Source organism: Micromonospora olivasterospora, from assembly GCF_007830265.1.
Lineage (GTDB): Bacteria > Actinomycetota > Actinomycetes > Mycobacteriales > Micromonosporaceae > Micromonospora > Micromonospora olivasterospora.
On the sequence record NZ_VLKE01000001.1, the window covers coordinates 2,608,405 to 2,630,641 of the forward strand.

Below are 22,237 nucleotides of genomic sequence, written 5' to 3' on the forward strand. Positions count from 1 at the left end.
CCATCAGTAACCGCGAACGGCGGCCGGACGCAGGGTCCGACCGCCGTTCGGGATGAGGCTGGGCGTCGCTAGTCCCGGGCGCGGGGCGCTGTGGTGGGCAGCAGCCCGCCGCCCTGCCCGCCGTCCCGGGGACCGGGCGGGTTGTCGGGGCCACCGGTTCCGCCGCCCGGGCCGCCCTGGTTGCCGCCCTGGTTGCCGCCGGGGTTGTTCGGGTTCTGCGGGCACCCGAAGATGTCCAGCGGCCCGCAGTTCCGTCCCGGCGTCGGCGGCGGCGGGGGCGGCTGGGTGCCGTTGCCGGCGTCCTGGTCACCCACGCCCGTGACCGACGGCAGGCTCTCCTTGTCCTTGCCGTCCAGCGCCGCGTTCATGTACCGCTGCCAGATGGCGCCCGGCAGCTTGGAGCCGCCGATGTCGTTGCCGTTCTTGTCGATGATCTCCGGCTTCTTCGGGTCCCGGCTGCCCACCCAGACGGCGGTGGCGAGCTGCGGGGTGTAGCCGACCATCCAGGCGTGGGCGTTGTGCCTGCTGTCGTACTTCTCCCAGGTGCCCGTCTTGGCCGCCACCTCCCGGCCGTTCTCCAGCGACCGGCCGTTCGGCGCGGCGATCTGCTTGAGGACGCCGGTGACCTCGTTCGCGACGTCCTTCCGGATGCGCTGCTGCGGGCTGAGCTTCTCGCCGTCGATGACCTTCCACTTGCCGGTGTCCTGGTCCTGCTGCTCGACCTTGAGCACGAAGTGGGCCTTGTTGTACTTGCCGTCGTTGGCGAGCGTGGCGAGGCCGTTGGCGTGGTCGAGCACGGTCACCGGGTACTGGCCGTAGCCGATCACGTGGTAGAAGGGCGCGGGCGCGACGTCCGCGCCCTTCTTCTTGGTCAGGTCGACCGCCTTCGGCGGGTTGTCGGAGGTGGTCCACATGGTGGTGATGCCCGCCTGCCGGGCCATGTCCACCACCTTGTCCGGCCCGATCTTCTCGCTGACGTGGAAGAACGGCACGTTGTACGACTGGATGGTCGAAGACTCCAACGTGCACCACTTGCCGCAGGTCTTGCTCACGTCCCGACCGGCGTTCTGCACCGGGTTCTTGAAGCCCTTCGGCTTGAACGGCGTGGCGTCCCAGTGCGACTTCACGGAGATGCCGGCGTTGATGGCGGCGGCCAGCGTGTAGACCTTGAACGACGAACCGGGGGGGTGGCCGCCGGTGATGTTGCCGCTGGCGTCGGTGTTCTTGCCGGCGTAGTCGAAGTCCGCGCCGCTGTCGCCGCCGTAGTAGGCCAGGACCCGGCCGTTCTTCGGGTCGATCGAGACCACCGCCGCCATCAGGTTCTTCGGCTGGTCGGCGAGCTCCGAGTTCTTCTTGGCCCGCATCGCGGTGTTCTCCGCGGCGGTCTGGAGCTTCGGGTCGATCGTGGTCTGGATCCGGTAGCCGCCGTCGCGCAGCGCGTCGACGCAGCTGATCTTTCCGGCCGCCCCGGAGTTGGTGCAGATGCCCATCTGCTCCATCTCCTCGCGGACGTAGTTGATGACATTGCCACGCGGGGTCTTCACGCCGAAGGCGGCCGAGCCGGCGTCCTTCGGGCTCAGCGTCTTCGGGTACTGGTCGTCGGTGGGCCGCTGCGGCCGGTTCGGCGCGTTGAGCCAGCCCTCGGCGACCATGCCGTCGAGCACGTACGTCCACCGCGCCTTGGCGTCGGTCGGGTTGACCGCCGGGTCGTACCCCTTGTGGGTCTCGCTCGCGACCGGCTGCTTGATCAGCGCGGCGAGCACGGCCGCCTGGGCGACGGTGAGCTTCTTGGTCGGTACCCCGAAGTAGGTCTGCGCCGCCGCCTCGATGCCGTACGCGCCGCGCCCGAAGTAGATCACGTTGAGGTAGTGCTCCATGATCTCGGGCTTGGAGTACTTGTCGTTCAGCTTGGAGGCGAGGATCGCCTCCTTCACCTTCCGGGCGTACGTGTCGTCCTTCAGGTTGTCGTAGGCGTTGCGGGCGTACTGCTGGGTGATGGTCGACGCGCCCTGCTTGTCGCCGCCGGTGAAGTTGTTCCAGGCGGCCCGGGCGATGCCCTTGTAGTCGACGCCGGAGTGCCGGTAGAAGTTCCGGTCCTCGGCGGCGGCCACCGCGTCCTGCACCCACTGCGGGATGTCGTCGATCTTGACGAGCTGGCGGTTCTGGGTGCCGAGCTTGGCCAGGACGGTCTTGTTGTCCTTGGCGTACACGGTGGTGGACAGCGGCATCGGCACCTGCTCGGGCAGGACGACCGTCGTGGAGTAGTAGGTGAAGCCGACGACGCCGATGCCGGCGAGCATGATGAACACCGCGAGGCTCGCGATCATCAGGTTGACCCGCCGGCGTTTCTTCGCCCGCGCGACGGCGTCCGGGTCGCCCGCGCCGCGGCGGCCGCCGCGGCCCGGCCCGGTCGGTCCGCCGGGTCCGCCCGGCCCGCCTGCACCGCCGCCGGGGACCGACGCCATCCCGGCCCGGCCCACGGAGGCCCGGCCGGCAGGCCCGCCCACGACCGCGGCGCCCACGCTCGCCCGGCCGGCGCCGACCGAGGCACGCCCGGCCGGCCCGCTGCCCGGCGCGGGCGACACGGGCACGGACGCCCGGCCCGCGCCGGCACGACCGGCCGCGGGCCCGCCCGGTGCCGGGGACACGGGCACGGACGCCCGGCCGGGGCCCGCGCGCCCGACCGAGGCGGAACCCACGGAAGCGGAACCCACCGACGCCGAGCCGGAGGCGCCGCGCGGCGGGACGGACGCGGAGCCGCCCACCGAGGCTCGGCCGCCGGCGGCGGCACCCCGGGGCGCGACGGAGGCACGGCCCGGTGGTGCCGCACCCTCTGCTGACCAGCCGCCGCGGGCGTCACCGCCCCGGTGGTAGGCGTCGGCCGCTCCCGCGCCCGGGTCGCCGTTGGCACCCGGGATCTGGGCCCGCCCACGCGAAGAGCTGGGATCGCCGTACGAGTTCATTCCTCACACCCTGCCGGTCGCGGTGGGACGCGGCTGCGTCGCCACCGGGTTGCCGTGAGCTGAAACACGCGATGTAGCCGCCCAGGCCCGCCGGGTCGGCCGCGCAGTCTCCGGACCATTTGGACTATTCACGTCAAAGAGCCGCCGGTCGTCCCGCCTCCTCCACCCCGGGCCAACCGAGTCAGCTGCGTTCACCGTTGCGCCTCTCGCCTCCGCCGAGCGGCCGAACCCGCGCCCGTGGCCGAGGCAGCCGGGCTTCCGGCCGCGTCCTGCTCCACTCCGCCCTCCGCGCCGCCGGCCAACCCGTCCCGGCCGAGCAGGAACTGCTCGACGAGATGGTTCCACTCACAGCCGAGGCACACCTCCACCACGAAGACCTGAAACTCACGCAGCGTCATCGCCAGGACGGACAGCTCGGCCAGGTTACGCGCCTGACCGGCGGACTGCTTGAGTTCGTCGCCGTAAATGTAGTGGACATGGACGAGGTTCTCGCTGCGGCAGATCGGGCAGCGCTCCTCGGTCGGCTCACCGTGGAACCGGGCGGCGTTCTTCAGGTACGGCGACGCGTCGCACACGTCGTGCGTGCTCACCCGACTGGTGAGGAGCTCGCGCAGCACCGCTCGCTTCCGGAGCGAGTAGTCGACGACCTGGCGCTGCGTACGCATGCCGAAGAGGGTACGCGGTCCGGCCCGACGAGGCGACCGCCGTCACATTCCGTAACCCCCGGGATCCGAAAACAGGGGTTTGCCTTGATCATGGGTGAACCGCTAACGTGCGATGTATCGGACCGATACATCGCGGAGGTTACCTCTCCGCGTCGGGGGTAAGAGGGGGTGGCCCGTGCTCGAGCTCGCCATCCTCGGTCTCCTGCAGGAGTCCCCGATGCACGGCTACGAGCTCCGCAAGGAGTTGGCGGCCAAGTTGGGCGCGATCCGGGCGGCGATCAGCTACGGCTCGCTCTACCCGACCCTGCGCCGGCTGCAGGCGGCGGGATGGATAACCGAAGCCGCCGAGACACCCGCGACCGCCGAGGAGGTTCCCGCGCTGACCAGCCGACGAGGTCGGGTGGTCTACAAAATCACCGCAGAGGGCAAGGAACGCTTCGCCCAACTGATCGCGCAGGCCGGTCCCGAGACGTACGACGACACCGGGTTCGGCGTGCACTTCGCGTTCTTCGCCCGCACGGACCAGGCGACCCGCCTCCGGATACTGGAGGGTCGCCGCCGCAAGATCGAGGAACGCCGCGAGGGGCTTCGCGACGTGCTGGCCCGCGCGGCCGAACGCCTCGACGCGTACACCCTGGAACTGCAACGCCACGGCCTCGATGCCTGTGAGCGTGAGGTCCGCTGGCTGGAGGAGCTCATCGCCAACGAGCGCTCCGGCCGGGCCCCGACGGCCCCCCAAGCCGGGACGGCCGGCGGCCGAGAAAACGAAAGCCCGCCTCCGCCTGGAGAGTCCAGGAAAGAGCGGCCGTGATGAAAGAAGAAGGAGGCAGACGCTATGGGCTCCGTCCGCGTCGCCATCGTCGGTGTGGGTAACTGCGCCTCGTCGCTCGTCCAGGGCGTGGAGTACTACCGGAACGCCGACCCGACCGACCGCGTCCCGGGTCTCATGCACGTCACCTTCGGCGACTACCACGTCTCGGACGTGGAGTTCGTCGCGGCGTTCGACGTGGACGCCAAGAAGGTGGGCATGGACCTCGCGGAGGCGATCGTCGCCAGCGAGAACAACACGATCAAGCTGTGCGACGTGCCGCCGACCGGCGTGAGCGTGCAGCGCGGCCCGACGTTCGACGGCCTGGGCCAGTACTACCGCGAGATCATCGAGGAGTCGGACGTCGCGCCGGTCGACGTGGCCCAGGCGCTGCGCGACGCCCAGGTCGACGTGGTCGTCTCCTACCTTCCCGTGGGCTCGGAGGAGGCCGACAAGTTCTACGCCCAGGCCGCGATCGACGCCGGCTGCGCGTTCGTCAACGCCCTGCCCGTTTTCATCGCCTCCGACCCGGTCTGGGCGAAGAAGTTCGAGGACGCGGGCCTGCCGATCGTCGGCGACGACATCAAGAGCCAGGTCGGCGCCACCATCGTGCACCGCGCGCTGGCGAAGCTGTTCGAGGACCGCGGCGTCGAGCTGCTGCGCACGTACCAGCTCAACTTCGGCGGCAACATGGACTTCATGAACATGCTGGAGCGCAACCGGCTGGTCTCGAAGAAGATCTCGAAGACCCAGTCGGTCACCTCCCAGATCCCGCACGAGATGAGCAAGAGCGACGTGCACATCGGCCCGTCGGACCACGTGCCGTGGCTGGACGACCGCAAGTGGGCGTACATCCGCCTGGAGGGCCGTTCCTTCGGTGACGCCCCGCTGAACGCGGAGCTGAAGCTCGAGGTGTGGGACTCGCCGAACTCGGCCGGCGTCATCATCGACGCGGTCCGGGCCGCGAAGATCGCCCTGGACCGGAAGATCGGCGGCCCGATCCTGTCGGCCTCGTCGTACTTCATGAAGTCCCCGCCCGTGCAGTACGCCGACCACGAGGCGCACGCCGCCGTCGAGGCGTTCATCGCCGGTGAGGTCGAGCGCTGACCCGCTGACCGCAGCACCGCCGTGGGCCGGGTCCGTCTGGACCCGGCCCACGGCATGTCAGCCGCGCGAATCGACCGTCAGGACCAGGCGCGGCGCAGCGCCACGCCCGCTTCCAACTCCAGCAGCGTCACCTTGCGCGGCAGTCCGCCGCCGAAGCCGACCAGCTTGCCGCCGGCCCCGACGATCCGGTGGCAGGGCACCAGCACCGGAATCGGGTTGCGGTTGCAGGCCACGCCGACCGCCCGGGCCGCACCCGGGTCCCCGACCGCCTTCGCCACCTCGCCGTAGGTCAGCGTCTCGCCGTACGGGATGCGGGTCATCTCCCGCCAGACCGCGCGCTCGAACTCCGAGCCCCGGCGCGCCACCACCGGCACCGTGAACCGGGTCAGCTCACCGGCGAAGTACGCCCGCAGCTCCGCCAGCGCCCGCCCGGACAGCTCGTCGACCGGGGTGTCGGCCGCCGTCTCCACCCGCCCGAAGTGCGCGCCGCACACTCCGTCGTCGTCGGTCGCCACGGAGAACTCGCCGATCGGGGAGTCGAGCACGGTCCAGCGCACCCGTCGATTATCCCTCCGGGTCCCGCCCGGCGATCGGCACCAGGGTCTCCCCGGCGAGGGGCCTGCCGGCCGCGTCGAGCGGGGTCACCGGGACGGCCTCGTCGGACTCCGCGACGACGGACACGGGGACCAGGAACACACGTCCGCCACCGGCGGTGTCCCCGGGAGCGCCGGCGGAGGCGTTGCGCGGCGTCGTTACCGTCGGGTCGTGGCCACGGGCACCCTCACCTTCCTCATCATCGGCGGCGCGGGCGTCGGCGTACTGGCGCTGGCCCTGCTCGGCACCGAGCTGCTCCAGTTCGGCCACGCCGACGTCGACGGGCCCGTGTCGGTCGAGGCGGTGGCCGGGTTCGCGGGCGCGTTCGGCTTCGGGGCGGCGATCGTCAACGAGTTGCTCGGCGGTCGTACCCCCGGGATGATCGCGGCGGCGGTGGCCGGCGGCGCGCTCGCGGCGGTGCCCACGGCGTGGCTGGCGGCCCGGCTCAGCCGGTCGGCGCGGAACATGCGCACCGACCCCACCCCGACCCGCAGCGACCTCGTCGGCGCGCTCGGCCTGGTCGTGACGCCGGTGCCCGTCGGCGGCTACGGCGAGGTACGCGTCCGCGTCGCCGGACAGCCGGTGAAGCTCAACGCCCGCGCCGACGAACCGATCGCCGTAGGCGCCCGGGTCTTCGTGGTGGAGGCCCTGAGCGAGACCAGCGTGCACGTCGAAACATACTGAGAACCCCCCGCAGAGACGGAAAATCCATGCCTCTCGTCATCGCCATCGGCGGCGCGATCCTCCTCGCCGTCGTCCTCGTCCTGTTCGTGCTCTCCCGGATCAAGGTCGCCGGGCCCAACGAGGCGTTCATCGTCACCGGGCGCAAGGGCCGGACCACCCAGACGGCGGACGGCGGTCGCTCGACCGACATGTCCGGCCAGAAGGTCGTCCTCGGCGCGTCGGTCTTCGTCCTGCCGGTGGTGCAGAAGCTCCAGTCGCTGGACCTGTCCAGCCGCCGGATCGACGTCGGGATCAAGGGCGCCGTGAGCAAGCAGGGCATCCGCACCGAACTGCACGGCGTGGCCATCGTCAAGGTCGGCGGCACCGAGGACGCCATCCGCGCCGCCGCCCAGCGCTTCCTGCACCAGCAGTCCGAGATCGACAACTTCACCCGGGAGGTGCTGGCCGGCGCGCTGCGCTCGATCGTCGGCCGGCTCACCGTCGAGGAGATCATCCGCGACCGGGCGGCGTTCGCCAGCGCGGTGGCCGAGGAGGCCGAGCACTCGATGACCAACCAGGGGCTGGTGCTCGACACGTTCCAGCTCCAGGACATCCTGGCCGAGGGGTCGTACCTGCAGGACCTGGGGCGGCCGGAGGCGGCGCGGGTCCTCAAGGACGCCTCGATCGCCGAGGCCCGGGCCCGGCAACAGGCCGAGCAGGAGCGGCTGCTGGCCGAGGGGGCCATCGCCGAGGCGAACCGGAACCTGGCGCTGAAGCAGGCCGCCATCCAGGCCGAGATCGACGCCGCCAAGGCGAAGTCGGCGGCGGCCGGGCCGCTCGCCCAGGCCGAGCGGGACCAGGCGATCCTCTCCGAGCAGCAGAAGGTGGCCGAGCGCAACGCCGAGCTGAAGCAGCGCCAGCTCGACACGGAGGTGCGCAAGCCCGCCGACGCGGCCCGGTACAAGGTCGAGCAGGAGGCCGAGGCGGCCCGCAACGCGGCGGTGCTCAACGCCGACGCCCAGCGGCAGGCCACGATCGCCGCCGCCCAGGCCGCCGCCGAACAGGCCCGGCTCACCGGTGAGGGCGAGCGGGCCCGGCGGGCCGCGCTGGCCGAGGCGAACGCGATCGAGGGCGCCAAGGAGGGCGAGGCCGAGCAGCGCCGGCGTACCGCCATCGCCGAGGCGGTCGAGCGGGAGGGCCAGGCCGAGGCCGCGGCCATCCTGGCGAAGGGCCAGGCGGAGGCCGAGGCGATGGCGCGCAAGGCCGACGCCTTCGCCGCGTACGGGGAGGCCGCGGTGCTGGACCTGCTGGTCCGGGTGCTGCCGCAGGTGGTCGAGGCGGCCAGCGCCCCGATCGGCGCGATCGACAAGATGACGGTGATCTCCACCGACGGCGCGTCGTCGCTGACGAAGTCGGTGGCTAGCAACGTGGCGCAGGGCCTCCAGCTCGGCACCGACCTGACGGGCATCGACCTGGCCGGCCTGCTCGCCAAGCTCGGCGCCGCCCAGCGCAACGGCGCCGCCCCGCCCGCCGTCGACGCCTGACGTGAGAAGAGGGCCCCTGTTCAGAGAGCTTGAGCAGGGGCCCTTCGCAATGCTCTCGGGGCCCGTCTCAGTCGGTCAGGCCCTGCTCGCGGGCCCAGCGGAGCAGCTCCGCCTCGGCCTCGTCGCGGTCCAGCGGGCCGCGCTCCAGGCGCAGCTCCTTCAGGTGCTTCCAGGCTTGCCCCACGACCGGCCCCGGCGGCACGCCGAGCAGCTCCATGATCGCGTTGCCGTCCAGGTCGGGGCGGACCCGGGCCAGGTCCTCCTCCGCCGCGATCCGGGCAATCCGCTCCTCCAGCGCGTCGTAGTCGGCGGCGAGCTGGGCGGCCTTGCGACGGTTGCGGGTGGTGCAGTCCGAGCGGGTCAGCTTGTGCAGCCGGGGCAGCAGGTCACCGGCGTCGGTGACGTACCGACGCACCGCCGAGTCGGTCCACTCGCCCCGGCCGTACCCGTAGAACCGCAGGTGCAGGCCGACCAGCTTGACCACCTGGGAGGTGACGTCCTTCGGATAGCGCAGGGCCTTCATCCGGGCCTTGGTCAGCCGGGCGCCGACCACCTCGTGGTGGTGGAAGCTGACCCGGCCGTCCGACCCGACCGCCTTGGTGGCCGGCTTGCCGACGTCGTGCATGAGCGCGGCCATCCGCAGGATGAAGTCGCAGCCGTCCGTCTCGTACGACACCGCGTTGCGGACGACCGTGAGGGTGTGCTCGTAGACGTCCTTGTGCTGGGCGTGCTCGTCGATCTCCAGCTTGAGCCCGATCAGCTCGGGCAGAATGCGGTCGGCCAGCCCGGTGTCGACCAGCAGCCGCAGCCCGGTGACCGGGTCGGCGCCGCAGAGCAGCTTGGTGAACTCGTCCCGGATCCGCTCGGCGGTGATCCGGTCCAGGTCGGCGGCCATCCGGGTCATCGCCTCGCGCACGTCGCGGTGCACGGCGAAACGCAGCTGGGCCGCGAAGCGGGCCGCCCGCAGCATCCGCAGCGGGTCGTCGCGGAACGACTCGGCGGGGGTGCCGGGGGTACGGATCACCTTCGCGGCGAGGTCGTCGAGCCCGCCGTGCGGGTCGGTGAACCGGTGCTCGGGCACGCTCACCGCCATCGCGTTGATGGTGAAGTCGCGCCGCCTGAGATCCTCGGTGAGGCTGGTGCCGTACTCGACGATCGGGTTGCGGCTCACCTGGTCGTACGCCTCGGCGCGGAACGTGGTGATCTCCAGCCGCAGCCCGTCGCGCTGGCAGCCGATGGTGCCGAACTCGCGTCCGGTCTCCCAGACCGACTCGGCCCAGCCGCGGACGATCCGCAGGGTCTGGTCGGGGTGGGCGTCGGTGCAGAAGTCGAGGTCCTCACCGAGCCGGCCGAGCAGCGCGTCGCGCACCGAGCCGCCCACCAGGTGCAGCTCGTGGCCGGCCTTGGCGAACCGGCGACCCAGTTCGTCGGCGACCGGGGAGACGCGGAGCAGTTCGGCGACGGCGTTGCGCTGGGCGGCGGTGAGTTCGCGGCGGTCGGCGGCGTGGGCAGCGGAGGACTCGGACATGGGATCGCCAGACTATCGGGCCCGTTCGGGAACTGGTCCGCCGGGCGCGGTTGACACCCGGGAGTTGACTAAGGTCTGGGGATGCGGGCCTGCGCCCGGCACCGACGTACCCCTGGAGGCTGGAGATGAGCGGCGGTCTCTACCGCAGCGCGAACGCCGCGCAGGGTCGTGGCCGGCCGCCGGGCGACGACGCCACCTTCATCTCGGCGGAGCCGCTGAACCAGCCCGCCGCGGAGGCCGTCGCGCCGCCGCAGGAGGTGGTCGCGGAGACCAGCGCCGCCGCCAACAGCGCGGTGATGGCCATCGGCAGCCTGGTCAGTCGGGGTACGGGCTTCATCCGCAACCTGATGATCGGCGCGGCGCTCGGCAACCTGATCGGCAACGTCTACACCACCGCCCAGTTCCTGCCGAACCAGGTGTACGAGTTCCTGCTCGGCGGGGTGCTGACCAGCGTGCTGGTCCCGGTGCTGGTGCGGCGGCGCAAGCTCGACCCGGACCGCGGCGAGGCGTACGCCCAGCGGCTGCTCACCCTCGGGGTGCTCACGCTCGCCGTGGCCGCGCTGATCGCGACCGCCTCGGCGTCGGTGCTGACGGCGATCTACGCCAGCGGCAAGGACAAGGCGTACGTCGACCTGGTCAACCACCTGTCCTACCTGATGCTGCCGATGCTGTTCTTCACGGGCCTCAGCGCGTTGGTCACCGCCGTGCTGAACACGCGGGGCCACTTCGCCGCGCCGATGTGGGCGCCGATCCTGAACAACCTGGTCGTCATCGGCACCTGCGGGCTCTACATCGCCACATTCGGCGCGAAGCCCCTTCAGCCGGACCAGATGGACGTCGGCCGGATCCTGCTGATCGGCGGCGGCACGCTGCTCGGCGTGGCGGTGCAGACCGCCGGGCTGCTGCCGGCGCTGCGCAAGGTCGGCTTCCGCTGGAAGTGGCGGTTCGACTTCGGCAGGCTGGGGCTGCGCGAGCTGGCCCACCTCGGCACCTGGATGTTCTGCTACGTGGCGGTCAACCAGGTCGGCCTGTTCGTGGTGGTCAACCTGCTGACCCGGGCGGCCGGCGAGAACAGCGCCGGCCTCCTGATCTACAACAACGTCTTCCTGCTGCTGATGATGGCGCACGGCATCATCGCCGTCTCGATCATCACCGCCCTGATGCCGCGGATGAGCGCGGCCGCCGCCGACGGTCGTTTCGCCGACGTGACCGCCGACCTGTCCCGCGGCACCCGGATGGTCACCGCGGTCCTGGCGCCGATCGCGGTCTGCTACGCCGTGCTGGCCGGCCCGATCTCCGTGGTGGTCTTCCGGTACGGCGCCTTCACCGGCGAGAACGCCCTGGCCACCTCGGTCGTGCTGCTGGCCGCCGCGGTGGGGCTGGTGCCGTTCGCGATCAGCCAGCTCTTCACGTTCGCGTTCTACGCGCTGCCGGACACCAAGACGCCGGCGATGATCAACATTCCGGTGGTGGCGCTGCGGGTGCTGCTGCAGGTCGGGCTCTACCTCGCGTTTTCGGCCACCTTCGCCGCTGCGGGGATGATGCTCGGCAACGCCATCTCGTACGTCGCGGCGGCGGTGGCCTCCGCCATGCTGCTGCGGCCGAGGGTCGGCCGGATCGGGCTGGGTCTGATCATGCGGACCATGGGCAAGGTGGTCGTGGCCGCGCTCGGGGCCGCCCTGGTCGGCCTGCTCGTGGTCAACCTGCTGCCCGGCGACCCGGGCCACCTGAGCTGGTTGGCCGCCGCCGTCCGGCTGGTCGTCGGCGGGGCGGTGATCGGGGGGACGTACCTGGGGCTGGCCATGGTGCTGCGGATCGGCGAGATCACCGAGGTGGTCGGGATGGTCCGTCGTCGCCTCGGCCGCTGACCGGTTTCCACGACGCGCCGGCCGTGCCATCCCAGTACGGAGAGTCACCCTGGATCACCAACGCTGGGGATGAGCCTGTGGATAACTCCGCGATTCGCCGCTCGGCGGCCGTACGGACCTGTGGACAACCATCCGTACGGCCGAGCATGGCGGGCCGTTCGGAGGGAAACCGATCGGCGCCGACCGGGCCGCCACACCGACTCGGCCCCTGCGACGACTACTTGCGGTCAACCTCTAGATTGGCTAGTACATGTGCCAGCAACGTGGCTGACAACGGTCGTAACCGGACGAGCGCCGCAAGTCCCGGCACCTCAGCCGGGTCCGGCGGGAAGATGACATGTCGGGGAGGCGGGCAACCCGGGTAAGGTCGCTCTGACGGGTACGGCTGACCCCGGCGCTCGCGTCGACCCTGTCAGCCGTTACCTGAAGAGGCAGAGCGGGAAGCCACATGCCCAGCAGCGCGGGTCCATCGATCGACACGATCACCGAGGGAGGACGGGTGACCCAGGTCGGCGAGGGTCAGGAGGCGGAGGAGAGCGCTCCGCCCGTCATGACCTTCGGTGCTCCCACGGCCGGTGAGATCCTCGCCGAGCGGTACGAACTGGTCGAGCACATCAACAACGACAGTGCGGGCCGGCTGGTCTGGCGCGGGGTCGACGTCGTGCTACGCCGTCCCGTCGCGGTCGTGCTGCGCTACCCGGGTGGCGACTCCGCCACCGAGATGCTGCAGGCGGCCGTCGCCGCCAGCCGCGTCATCCACCCCAACCTCGTCGGCGTCTACGACGCGATCGACGAGGGCGAGCGGGCGTACGTCGTCCGCGAGTGGGTCGACGGCCGGTCCCTGCGGGAGCTGGTGACCGACGGGCCGCTCGACCCGGGCCGGACGACCGCGATCGGCAATGCGGTGGCCAGCGCACTGGCCGCCGTACACGCCACGGGCATGGTGCACGGCAACGTCCACCCCGGCACAGTGATGATCAGCGACGAGGGCCGCGTGGTCCTCGCCGACGCCCGCACCGACGGCGCCGACAGCCAGCAGAACGACGTCCGGGCGATCGGCGGCATCCTCTACTTCGCGCTGACCGGGCACTGGCCGCATTCCGAGGCTCCGCTGCACGGCGCCAAGGCCGGACACGGCCGCGCCGCGATCCCGGACGCCGTACGCGACGGCAGCGGCACCATCGCGGCCCCCCGTCAGGTCCGGGCCGGCGTGCCGGCCTACCTCGACGACCTCACCATGGACCTCCTCGACGTGGGAGTCGCCCCGCCGCCGTCGGACGTGCTCACGGCCGAGCTCGCCCGGCTCGACATCCCCGTCGAGGACGACCACTACCTCGAGCCGACCGGCCCGCTACGGTTCGCCGCCGAGCCCGGCGACGAACCGTCGCCGCTGGCGTCGGTCGGCGGGCGCAAGGTGGCGATCGGGATCGCCGGCCTGCTGGCGGTCGCACTGGTCGGCCTGCTCATCGGGATCAGCGCGCTCGGCGGGGACGACAAGAACCCGCAGACCGAGCCGGTGGCCAAGCCGGCGACCAGCGGCCCGGCCACCGGGGCCCCGCCCCCGGCCCAGGTGCGCAAGCTGACCGTCGCCGACGTGCGGATCATCGATCCGGACAGCCAGCTCCGGGACGAGCTGGGCGGCGCCGAGAAGGTCATCGACGGCGACCAGGACAAGGGCTGGGAGACCGACACCTACACCCAGCCGAAGTTCGGCAACCGCAAGCGCGGCATGGGGATCTGGATCGACCTGGGCGAGCCGCACACGGTGAAGTCCGTGCAGGCCGAACTCTCCGCCACCGGGGCGTCCGCACAGCTCTTCGCGGGCACCATCGACCCGCCGCCCACCTCGGCGGGCGACAAGCAGCTGTTCAACAGCTACAAGAACAGCCCGATCGGGCAGCCCTTCGAGCAGCACGACGGCACGCGGATGACCTTCGACGGGTTCAACGCGGACGCGAAGTACCAGTACCTGCTGCTCTGGATCACCGAGCTGCCCGCGAACGACCGGGGCTTCCAGATCGGCGTCCAGGAGATCACGGTCCAGGGGTCGTGAAGCGGCGGCCGGGAACGGTGCGCCACACCGAGCGGGCGCGGTGATGGACGGCCACGGCGAGCAGACGACCGACGCGGCGGCGCGCGGCGTGGGCGGCGCACCGGTCGCCGTACCCACCGCCTCGCTGCCGGGTACGGCCCCGACCGACGCGGAGCTGCTGCGCGCCCACGCGGCGGGTGACCGGGACGCCTTCACCGAGCTGTTCCACCGGCACCGGGACCGGCTCTGGGCGGTGGCCCTGCGTACGGTCGGCGACCGCGAGGAGGCGGCGGACGCCCTCCAGGACGCGCTGCTCTCCGCCCACCGCGCGGCGGCCCGTTTCCGGGGCGACTCGGCCGTCACCACCTGGCTGCACCGGATCGTGGTGAACGCCTGCCTGGACCGGATCCGCCGCCGGCAGGCGCACCCGACCGTCCCGCTGCCGGATGGGACGCACGGCGCCGAGGGCGGTTCGTCGACCGGCGGCGTCGAGCCGGCCGCCCCGGCGCAGGACCACGACACCGCCCTGGTGGTCCGCCAGGCACTTGCCGAACTGCCCGTCGAGCAGCGGGCGGCGCTGGTCCTGGTCGACGTGCAGGGCTACCCGGTGGCCGAGGTGGCTCTGATCCTCGGCGTGGCGGAGGGGACGGTCAAGAGCCGCTGCGCCCGCGGGCGCGCCCGCCTCGCCCTCGCCCTCGGTCACCTACGCACCGACCACACCCCGGGCGCGCCGGAAGGGGGCCGGGACGTGCCCACCGTCACGCGCGGGAACCCCCGGCCCACGCAGGACGTCCGATCGGGGTCGGGACGCTCCCGGCGCGACGCCAACCAGGAGGAATCGTGACTGCCGGGGGGTTCAGGGAGGTCGACCACGACCTGCTCGCCGACTACCTCGGCGGCGCGCTGGACGGCACGCCGGACGAGGCGCTCGTGGCCCGGCTGGTCGAGCAGGACCCTGCCTGGGCCCACGCCCGCGACGCGCTCGCGCCCGCCGTGGCCCGGGTCTCCGACGACCTCGCCGCCTGGGCCCTGCCCGCCCCCGAGATGCCGCTGGCCGTGGCCGACCGGATCGCCGCAGCGCTGGCCGGTGCCGGCCCGGCGGCGGCCGGCGACGAGAATCCGGACATGGTCGACGGCACCGGGCGCGCGGCTGCGGCTGACGGGACGGACGAGGCAGATCGCCCGGCCGGGCGCGGCGCCCCGGCCACGGTGCCCGCACAGCCCGGCTCGCGCCGGGCACCCGGGGGAACGCGCCCGACCGCCGGGCGTGCCGCCGGCACCGGCCCGGGTCGGCGACCGCGACGCTGGGCCCGGCTCGCCGGTCCGGTGGCGCTGGCCGCGGCCTCGGTGGTCGCCGTGGGGTTCGGGATGAACCAGCTCGTGCGGACCGGCGCCCGGGAGGACGCGTCGACCCTCAGCGAACGCGCCGGAGCGGCGAACGCCGGCCCCCCGTTCCACACGACCGTCGCCCCGCTGCACAGCGGCGCGGACTGGACGCCTGAGGCCCTGACCGGCGGCCCGTTGACGATGGCCGGGCCGACCGGGTCGTTCAGCCCGGGGCCGGACCCGAAGGCGCCGCCGGCGGGCGACGTGGGAGGGCGACTCCCGGCCGTCGGCGGGCTGGACCGGATCGTCGGGCAGGACGCGCTGGCCGCCTGCCTCGCGGCGGTCAGCGCCGAGCACGGAGCCGGCCCGATCACCGTCGACCTGGTCGACTACGCCCGCTTCCAGGGCGCTCCGGCGCTGGTCGTACGCTTCGTCGACCCGGCAAGAGAACGGTGGGCCTGGGTGAGCGGCCCCGAGTGCGGCATACCGGGGTCCGGTGCCGACACGCGATACCACACACGGGTAGGGTGAGGTCCCGGTTCGCTCGCCGGCCGTCCTCAGGGCGACCAGCGGGGTGACCGGCCCGGCGGGGTCGACGCCGGGTGGTGCGAGGAACGTCCTTCCACGTGACGTGACCCACCGGATGACCGGCTCGGGAATCCCCACTTCGTACGATGACGTTCTGCAAGTCAGTAGTCGGCGTTCGTGCGGCGCCGGCACTCCGACCGGCATCGGTGCGCCCCGCCGATGGCGACCACACACATCGGGAGACGGCAGTGGACGAGGTCCGCAACCTGATCATCATCGGCTCCGGGCCGGCCGGTTACACGGCGGCGGTCTATGCCGCACGCGCCAACCTCAAGCCCCTGGTCATCGAGGGCGTTCAGTCCGGCGGTGCGCTGATGACGACCACCGAGGTGGAGAACTTCCCCGGCTTCGCGGACGGCATCCTCGGCCCCGAGTTGATGGACAACATGCGCAAGCAGGCCGAGCGGTTCGGTGCCGAGTTCCTCACCGACGACGTCGCCCGGGTCGAGTTGAAGGACACCGGCGAGGTGGGCTCGGACGCGGTCAGCACCGTCTGGGTCGGCGAGACCGCGTACCGGGCCAAGGCCGTCATCCTGGCCACCGGCTCGGCCTGGCGGCCGCTGGGCGTGCCGGGCGAGCAGGAGTACCTCGGCCACGGCGTCTCGTCCTGCGCGACCTGTGACGGCTTCTTCTTCCGCAACCAGCACATCGTGGTGGTCGGCGGCGGCGACTCGGCGATGGAGGAGGCCAGCTTCCTCACCCGGTTCGCCGACTCGGTGACCATCATCCACCGCCGCGACTCCTTCCGGGCCAGCAAGATCATGGCTGAACGGGCTTTGGGCAACGACAAAATCAAGGTCGAGTGGAACACGGTCGTCGAGGAGGTCCTCGGCGCCGACGGCAAGGTCTCCGGCGTACGGGTGCGCAACGTGCACACCGGGGAGAGCAAGGTCCTCGACGTGACCGGTGTCTTCGTGGCGATCGGCCACGACCCCCGCAGTGAACTGTTCCGCGGCCAGGTGGAACTGGACGACGAGGGGTACGTGAAGGTGCAGGCGCCGAGCAGCCGCACCAGCATCCCGGGCGTGTTCGCCGCCGGGGACGTGGTGGACCACACGTACCGGCAGGCGATCACTGCGGCCGGGACGGGCTGTGCGGCCGCCCTGGACGCCGAGCGCTTCATCGCCACGATCGCGGGCTGAGCCCCGGCGCGTGGCGCGCGAACGAGAGAAGAACGACAACCGAAGCCCCGGAGGAGGGTCATAGTGGGAGCGACAAAGGCGGTCACCGACGCCAGCTTCGCCACGGACGTGCTGAAGTCCGACAAGCCGGTACTCGTCGACTTCTGGGCCGAGTGGTGCGGGCCGTGCCGCAAGGTCTCGCCGCTGCTCGAGGAGATCGCCGGCGAGATGGGCGACCAGGTCACCATCGTCAAGCTCAACATCGACGAGAACCCGGAGACCGCCCGCGCCTACCGGGTGATGTCGGTGCCGACGCTGACCGTGTTCAAGAACGGCGAGCCGGTCCAGTCGATCGCCGGCGCCAAGCCGAAGGGCGAGCTGGTCAAGCTCATCCAGTCCGCGCTCTGACGCACGGAAGCGCGAAACCCCGCACCCGACGGTGCGGGGTTTCGCGTTTGCGGCCCCGACCTCGCCGGACACCGCCACCTCGGCCGGTCGAACCGCATAACCTCAACCGGGGGTGGCCGGCGGATCGGGCACGGCTCGCCCGGGTTGGCGTCCGACCGGGTCCCTTCTCCCGCGCCGCGGGGTGGGCGGCCGGCTTGCGTGCGGAAGGGGGTCGAGGGTGCGTACGATCCGCCCCGGCGACCGGGGACCGGCGGTGAACGAGATCCGCGCCGTCCTGACCGGCCTCGACCTGCTCACCGCCCGGCCCGGCGGTGACGAGTTCGACGCCGAGATCGAACGCGCGGTCCGGGCGTTCCAGCAGTCCCGGGGGCTCAGCGTCGACGGCCGGGTCGGCGCGGAGACCTGGCGGGCGCTGGACGCGGCGCGCTGGCGGCTCGGCGCGCGCACCCTCTACCACGCCGTGCCGGAGCCGCTGACCGGCGAGGACGTCCGGTCGCTCCAGGAACGCCTGCTCGAGATGGGGTACGACGTCGGCCGCGCCGACGCCATCTACGGCATCCGCACCTCCCGCGCGGTGGCCCAGTTCCAGCGGGAGATGGGGCTCATGCCGGACGGCACCTGCGGCCCACACACGATGGGGGCGTTGCGCCGCCTCGGACGCAAGGTCGTCGGCGGCCGGCCGCAGTGGCTGCGGGAGTCCGACGCCATCCGGCAGGCCGGCCCCACCCTGGTGGGGCGGACGGTGGTCATCGACCCGGGGCACGGCGGCACCGACCCCGGGGTCGTGGTGCCCGACGGTCCGCTGCGCTGGACGGAGGCGGACCTGGCGCACGACCTGGCCAGCCGACTGGAGGGACGGCTGGCCGCGGCGGGCGTGCGGGTGCAGCTGACCCGCGGACCGGCGTCGGGCAGCTGCCTGTCGGACGTGGAGCGGGCGCACCTTGCGAACTCGCTCGGCGCGGACGTGTTCATCTCGCTGCACACCGACGGCCACGTCAACCCGGCGGCGGATGGTGTGGCGACCTACCACTACGGCACGGACAACGGGGTGACCTCGGCGACGGGCGAGCGGCTGGCCGGGCTGGTGCAGCGGGAGATCGTGGCGCGGACGGGCCTGCGGGACTGCCGTACCCACGCCAAGTCCTGGGAGTTGCTGCGGCTGACCCGGATGCCGGCGGTCCGGGTGGAGGTGGGCTACCTGACGTCGCCGACGGACCGGGAACGCCTGGTCGACCCGCGATTCCGGGACCGGGTCGTCGAGGCCATCGTGGCGGCCGTCCAGCGGATGTACTTCCCGATCGAACGGGACGTGCCCACGGGCTCGATCGACGTCAGCGAACTGCGCGCGGCGATCGCCGCCGACCGGGTGGGCGTGGCGGAGCCGGGGCTGGTCCGGCGGGCGGGCTGATCCCGTCGGGTCTGCCCAGGCGGGGGTCGCCCCAGCTCGCCCCTGTCCAGCCTGCTCGGGTGAGCCCACCCACCCGCCGAGGACGCCCTCCTCGGCAGGTGGGTCAGCCGGCGGTGGACCGGGTCGCCGGTGCGGGCCTGACCGGCCGGAGCAGCGTCTCCGGACTCATCGAGCCGAGCAGCTTCTCCAGCGCGTACTCGACGTCGGACTTCCAGCTCAGTGCCGTGCGCAACTCCAGCCGCAGCCGGGGGTAGCGGGGGTGTGGGCGTACGGTCTTGAATCCCACCGAGAGGAAGTAGTCGGCTGGCGCGACGCAGGCGCCCGGACGCTCGCCGTCGTCGCCGAACTTCGCGTCACCGAACGCCTCGATCGCCTTGATCCCCCGCTTGGTGAGATCCCGGGCCACGCCCTGAACCAGCATCCGGCCCAGCCCACCGCCGGCGAAGGGGGCGACCACGTGCGCCGTCATCAGTAGCGCGGCGTCGGCGGAGACCGGGGAGGTCGGGAACGCCATCGAGCGCGGCACGTAGGCCGGCGGGGCGTACATGACGAAACCGGCCGGCATGCCGTCGACGTACGCGAGCTTGCCGCAGGAGCCCCACTCCAGCAGGGTCTGGGAGACCCATGCCTCCTTCTCCAGGCCGGGGTCACCCGCCGCGCAGGCGCGGTCGGCCGAAACCGGGTCAAGCTCCCAGTAGACGCACTGCCGGCACGGACGAGGCAGGTCTTCCAGGGTGTCGAGGGTCAAGCTGACCAGACGTCGCGACATTTGGCGCATCCCCACAATAGGCTCAGAGGGGCGACCAGCGCGGAACAACGCCGCCGCCTTTCGGTCCCCCCGACGAGCGATCGTACGCCGCGAGCCGACCGTACGGGAGGGGACGCGCGAACGCACCCGGAAGGGCAGCCGAACGGCCGGGTGGGCCCCGACCTCCGGGTCCGGGATGTGGACGCACGCCACCGCGCGAAGCCGCTGGTCAGGATCGCGGACTACGATCGGAGACCAGCGTCCCGAGTCGGACCGCCGGCCTACGCATCACGAGTGCGTCGCACTCCCGGTGATCGCCATGGTCTGCGGCCTCCTGGGTACCCCTGGTGGCGGGAGCCGCCCGACACGCGATCGAGGTGATGTCATGACCGGCACGACGCTCGACGACTACACCGACCGGTACGCCCGCCGTGTCCGGGGCATGACTGCCTCGGAGATCCGCGCGCTGTTCGCGGTGGCCAGCCGGCCCGAGGTGGTCTCCCTCGCCGGCGGGGCGCCGTACATCGCCGCGCTGCCGCTCGACGCGGTGGGCGAGATGCTCGGGCGGCTCGGCGCCGAGCACGGCATCACCACCCTCCAGTACGGGATCGGCCAGGGCACCCTGGAGCTGCGCGAGCGGATCTGCGAGGTGATGGCGCTCTCCGGCATCGACGCGTCCTGCGGCGCCTCCCCCGAGGACGTGGTGGTGACGGTCGGCGGGCAACAGGCGCTGGACCTGGTGGCCCGGCTGTTCCTCGACCCGGGTGACGTGGTGCTCGCCGAGGGGCCGACCTACGTCGGCGCACTCGGGGTGTTCCAGGCCGCCCAGGCCCAGGTGGTACACGTGCCGATGGACGACGAGGGGCTGATCCCGGAGGCGTTGGAGGCCGCCGTCGCCGAGCTGGCCCGTGCCGGCCGGCGGGTAAAGTTCCTGTACACCATCCCGACGTACCAGAACCCGACGGGCGTGACGCTCAACGAGGACCGGCGCGAGCGGGTCCTCGACATCTGCGAGCGCGCCGGCCTGCTGGTGGTGGAGGACGACCCGTACGGTCAGCTGGGCTTCGAGGGGGACGCGCCGCGCCCGCTGCGGGCCCGGCGCCGCGACGGAGTGTTCTACCTCGGCACGTTCTCCAAGACGTTCGCCCCGGGCCTGCGCGTGGGCTGGATCCTCGCCCCGCACGCCGTCCGCGACAAGCTGGTCATCGCGAGCGAGGCGCAGATCCTCTGCCCCAGCGGCTACGCCCAGGCGGCCGTCGCGACCTATCTCGGCACGATGCCCTGGCGGGAGCAGCTCAAGGTATACCGGGAGGTCTACCGCGAGCGCCGGGACGCCCTGCTCGCCGCGTTGGAGGACCTGATGCCGGAGGGCACCAGCTGGACCAGACCCGGCGGCGGCCTCTTCGTCTGGGCGACCCTGCCCGACGGGCTGGACTCGAAGGCGATGATGCCCCGTGCCATCGCGGCCCGGGTGGCGTACGTGCCGGGCACGGGTTTCTACGCGGACGGCAACGGCAGCGGACACATGCGGCTCAACTTCTCGTTCCCGACGCCCGAGCGGATCCGGGAGGGCGTGCGCCGGCTGGCCGGCGTGATGGAGCAGGACATCGCCACGCGACGGGTGTTCGGCGCGGTGGGGCTGCCCGACGGGCGGCGGGGGCGGGCCGGGTCGGACGCCCCGGGACCCGACTTGGCATGATTTCCGGCATGGCCGCGAACCCTGCCGAGCATTCCCTCACCGATCCTGCCGTGACCGACGAGCTGCACGTGCTGGTGCTCGCCGGCGGTCTGTCGTACGAGCGGGACGTCTCGCTCCGATCGGGCCGCCGGGTGCTCGACGCGCTTCGGGCCGTTGGAATGGACGCGGAGCTGCGGGACGCCGACGTCGCCCTGCTGCCGGCGCTGACCGCCGACCCGCCGGACGCGGTGGTGATCGCCCTGCACGGGGCGACCGGCGAGGACGGCTCGCTGCGCGGCGTGCTCGACCTCTGCGACGTCCCGTACGTCGGCTGCGACGCCCGGGCCTCCCGCCTCGCGTGGGACAAGCCTTCCGCGAAGGCGGTGCTCCGGGAGGCCGGCATCCCCACGCCGGACTGGGTGGCCCTGCCGCACGACCGCTTCTCCGAGCTGGGCGCCGTGGCTGTGCTGGACCGGATCGTGGACCGGCTGGGGCTGCCGCTGATGGTGAAGCCCGCGCAGGGCGGCTCCGGGCTGGGCGCCGCCGTGGTTCGGGATGCCGCGTCGCTTCCGGCCGCGATGGTCGGCTGCTTCGGGTACGACGCGACCGCGCTCGTCGAGCGGTACGTTTCCGGCATGGACGTGGCGGTCTCGGTGGTCGACCTGGGGGCCGGGCCGCAGGCGCTGCCGGCGGTGGAGATCGTTCCTCGCAACGGCGTGTACGACTACGCGGCCCGGTACACCGCCGGCCGGACCACCTGGCACGCCCCCGCCCGACTCGACCCCGAGGTGGCGAGCACGGTCGCGGAGGTGGCGGTGGCCGCGCACACCGCACTGGGGCTGCGGGACCTCTCCCGCGTGGACCTGATCGTCGACACGGACGGCCAGGCGCACGTGCTGGAGGTCAACGTGTCTCCAGGGATGACCGAGACCTCCCTGCTGCCCCTCGCGGTGCAGGCGGCCGGCCTGGACTTCGGCCGGGTCCTCGGGTCGCTGGTGACCCGAGCCGCGGCCCGCCGCGCCTGACAGCCCCGCCCCCCGGCTGAGGGGCACGGCGTTTCCGACCGCCCGGCGCGCCGCCACGTCCTGCGGGCGCCGCACCGGCAACCGGTGGGCTGCGCGCCGCCACCGATCGCCCCCACCGGCTGGTGCGCGGCGCGCCGCCAGTCCGGCCTCGTCCGGTGCCCCG

Annotated in this window: 19 protein-coding genes; 13 read left to right on the forward strand and 6 right to left on the reverse strand. The window is 72.4% G+C overall.

Going from position 1 to position 22,237, the window contains the following annotated elements:
• Positions 1 to 68 precede the first annotated feature (68 nt).
• Together JD77_RS11905 and JD77_RS11910 are read right to left on the reverse strand one after the other, a co-directional pair.
• The gene (locus JD77_RS11905; RefSeq protein ID WP_145774341.1) at positions 69 to 2,963 is read right to left on the reverse strand and encodes a transglycosylase domain-containing protein; all 2,895 of its coding nucleotides are present in this window, start codon (positions 2,961 to 2,963) and stop codon (positions 69 to 71) included.
• Positions 2,964 to 3,154: 191 nt separating this feature from the next.
• Positions 3,155 to 3,628: a DUF5318 domain-containing protein gene (locus tag JD77_RS11910; protein WP_145774344.1), complete on the reverse strand. Its 474-nt coding sequence runs from the start codon at positions 3,626 to 3,628 to the stop codon at positions 3,155 to 3,157.
• Between the two features lie 175 nt (positions 3,629 to 3,803).
• Here JD77_RS11910 and JD77_RS11915 point away from each other — a divergent pair, with 175 nt between their 5' ends.
• Together JD77_RS11915 and JD77_RS11920 are read left to right on the forward strand one after the other, a co-directional pair.
• Complete coding sequence (locus tag JD77_RS11915) at positions 3,804 to 4,439, forward strand: PadR family transcriptional regulator (protein ID WP_145774346.1); 636 nt, start codon at positions 3,804 to 3,806, stop codon at positions 4,437 to 4,439.
• A gap of 24 nt (positions 4,440 to 4,463) precedes the next feature.
• Positions 4,464 to 5,543, forward strand: coding sequence for an inositol-3-phosphate synthase (locus JD77_RS11920; protein WP_145774348.1), 1,080 nt, complete (start codon positions 4,464 to 4,466; stop codon positions 5,541 to 5,543).
• A gap of 77 nt (positions 5,544 to 5,620) precedes the next feature.
• Here the strand turns inward: JD77_RS11920 and JD77_RS11925 are convergent, their stop codons facing one another.
• Together JD77_RS11925 and JD77_RS34710 are read right to left on the reverse strand one after the other, a co-directional pair.
• Positions 5,621 to 6,100 carry a methylated-DNA--[protein]-cysteine S-methyltransferase gene (locus tag JD77_RS11925; protein ID WP_145774350.1) on the reverse strand — a complete coding sequence of 160 codons (480 nt, stop codon included), beginning with the start codon at positions 6,098 to 6,100 and terminating at the stop codon, positions 5,621 to 5,623.
• Between the two features lie 7 nt (positions 6,101 to 6,107).
• Entirely contained in the window at positions 6,108 to 6,239 is a 132-nt protein-coding gene (locus JD77_RS34710) for a hypothetical protein (protein WP_281292097.1), read from the reverse strand.
• A gap of 69 nt (positions 6,240 to 6,308) precedes the next feature.
• Between JD77_RS34710 and JD77_RS11930 the strand changes: the two genes are divergently transcribed.
• Both JD77_RS11930 and JD77_RS11935 read left to right on the forward strand, forming a co-directional pair.
• Positions 6,309 to 6,821 (forward strand): NfeD family protein, encoded by a 513-nt coding sequence (locus JD77_RS11930; protein WP_145774353.1) that lies wholly within the window; start codon positions 6,309 to 6,311, stop codon positions 6,819 to 6,821.
• Positions 6,822 to 6,847: 26 nt separating this feature from the next.
• Entirely contained in the window at positions 6,848 to 8,344 is a 1,497-nt protein-coding gene (locus JD77_RS11935) for a flotillin family protein (protein ID WP_145774355.1), read from the forward strand.
• A gap of 67 nt (positions 8,345 to 8,411) precedes the next feature.
• On the opposite strand, the gene JD77_RS11940 is transcribed toward JD77_RS11935, so the two are convergent.
• The gene (locus JD77_RS11940; protein WP_145774357.1) at positions 8,412 to 9,872 is read right to left on the reverse strand and encodes a CCA tRNA nucleotidyltransferase; all 1,461 of its coding nucleotides are present in this window, start codon (positions 9,870 to 9,872) and stop codon (positions 8,412 to 8,414) included.
• A gap of 296 nt (positions 9,873 to 10,168) precedes the next feature.
• Between JD77_RS11940 and murJ the strand changes: the two genes are divergently transcribed.
• The 7 genes from murJ to JD77_RS11975 all read left to right on the forward strand — a co-directional run bounded on the left by murJ (position 10,169) and on the right by JD77_RS11975 (position 18,623).
• Positions 10,169 to 11,740 carry a murein biosynthesis integral membrane protein MurJ gene (gene murJ, locus JD77_RS11945; protein WP_387226984.1) on the forward strand — a complete coding sequence of 524 codons (1,572 nt, stop codon included), beginning with the start codon at positions 10,169 to 10,171 and terminating at the stop codon, positions 11,738 to 11,740.
• 448 nt (positions 11,741 to 12,188) lie between these two features.
• Complete coding sequence (locus JD77_RS11950) at positions 12,189 to 13,793, forward strand: protein kinase family protein (protein ID WP_145774360.1); 1,605 nt, start codon at positions 12,189 to 12,191, stop codon at positions 13,791 to 13,793.
• A gap of 43 nt (positions 13,794 to 13,836) precedes the next feature.
• Positions 13,837 to 14,616, forward strand: a complete 780-nt coding sequence (gene sigM, locus JD77_RS11955) for an RNA polymerase sigma factor SigM (RefSeq protein WP_145774363.1) — start codon at positions 13,837 to 13,839, stop codon at positions 14,614 to 14,616.
• Positions 14,613 to 15,629, forward strand: a complete 1,017-nt coding sequence (locus tag JD77_RS11960; protein ID WP_145774364.1) for a hypothetical protein — start codon at positions 14,613 to 14,615, stop codon at positions 15,627 to 15,629. The genes sigM and JD77_RS11960 overlap by 4 nt, the downstream gene beginning before the upstream one ends.
• A 245-nt stretch (positions 15,630 to 15,874) precedes the next feature.
• Complete coding sequence (trxB, locus tag JD77_RS11965; protein WP_145774366.1) at positions 15,875 to 16,828, forward strand: thioredoxin-disulfide reductase; 954 nt, start codon at positions 15,875 to 15,877, stop codon at positions 16,826 to 16,828.
• Positions 16,829 to 16,891: 63 nt separating this feature from the next.
• Positions 16,892 to 17,215, forward strand: a complete 324-nt coding sequence (gene trxA / locus JD77_RS11970) for a thioredoxin (protein ID WP_145774368.1) — start codon at positions 16,892 to 16,894, stop codon at positions 17,213 to 17,215.
• 217 nt (positions 17,216 to 17,432) lie between these two features.
• Entirely contained in the window at positions 17,433 to 18,623 is a 1,191-nt protein-coding gene (locus JD77_RS11975) for an N-acetylmuramoyl-L-alanine amidase (protein ID WP_145774369.1), read from the forward strand.
• A 103-nt stretch (positions 18,624 to 18,726) separates the two neighbouring features.
• On the opposite strand, the gene JD77_RS11980 is transcribed toward JD77_RS11975, so the two are convergent.
• A complete protein-coding gene (locus JD77_RS11980; protein ID WP_145774371.1) occupies positions 18,727 to 19,392 on the reverse strand; it encodes a GNAT family N-acetyltransferase in 666 nt (221 codons plus the stop codon).
• A 364-nt stretch (positions 19,393 to 19,756) separates the two neighbouring features.
• On the opposite strand from JD77_RS11980, the gene JD77_RS11985 reads away from it, so the two are divergent.
• On the forward strand, positions 19,757 to 21,070 hold the full coding sequence (locus tag JD77_RS11985) for an aminotransferase-like domain-containing protein (RefSeq protein ID WP_145774374.1): 1,314 nt from the start codon (positions 19,757 to 19,759) through the stop codon (positions 21,068 to 21,070).
• Between the two features lie 8 nt (positions 21,071 to 21,078).
• Positions 21,079 to 22,074, forward strand: a complete 996-nt coding sequence (locus JD77_RS11990) for a D-alanine--D-alanine ligase family protein (RefSeq protein WP_145774377.1) — start codon at positions 21,079 to 21,081, stop codon at positions 22,072 to 22,074.
• The last annotated feature ends 163 nt before the right edge of the window (positions 22,075 to 22,237 follow it).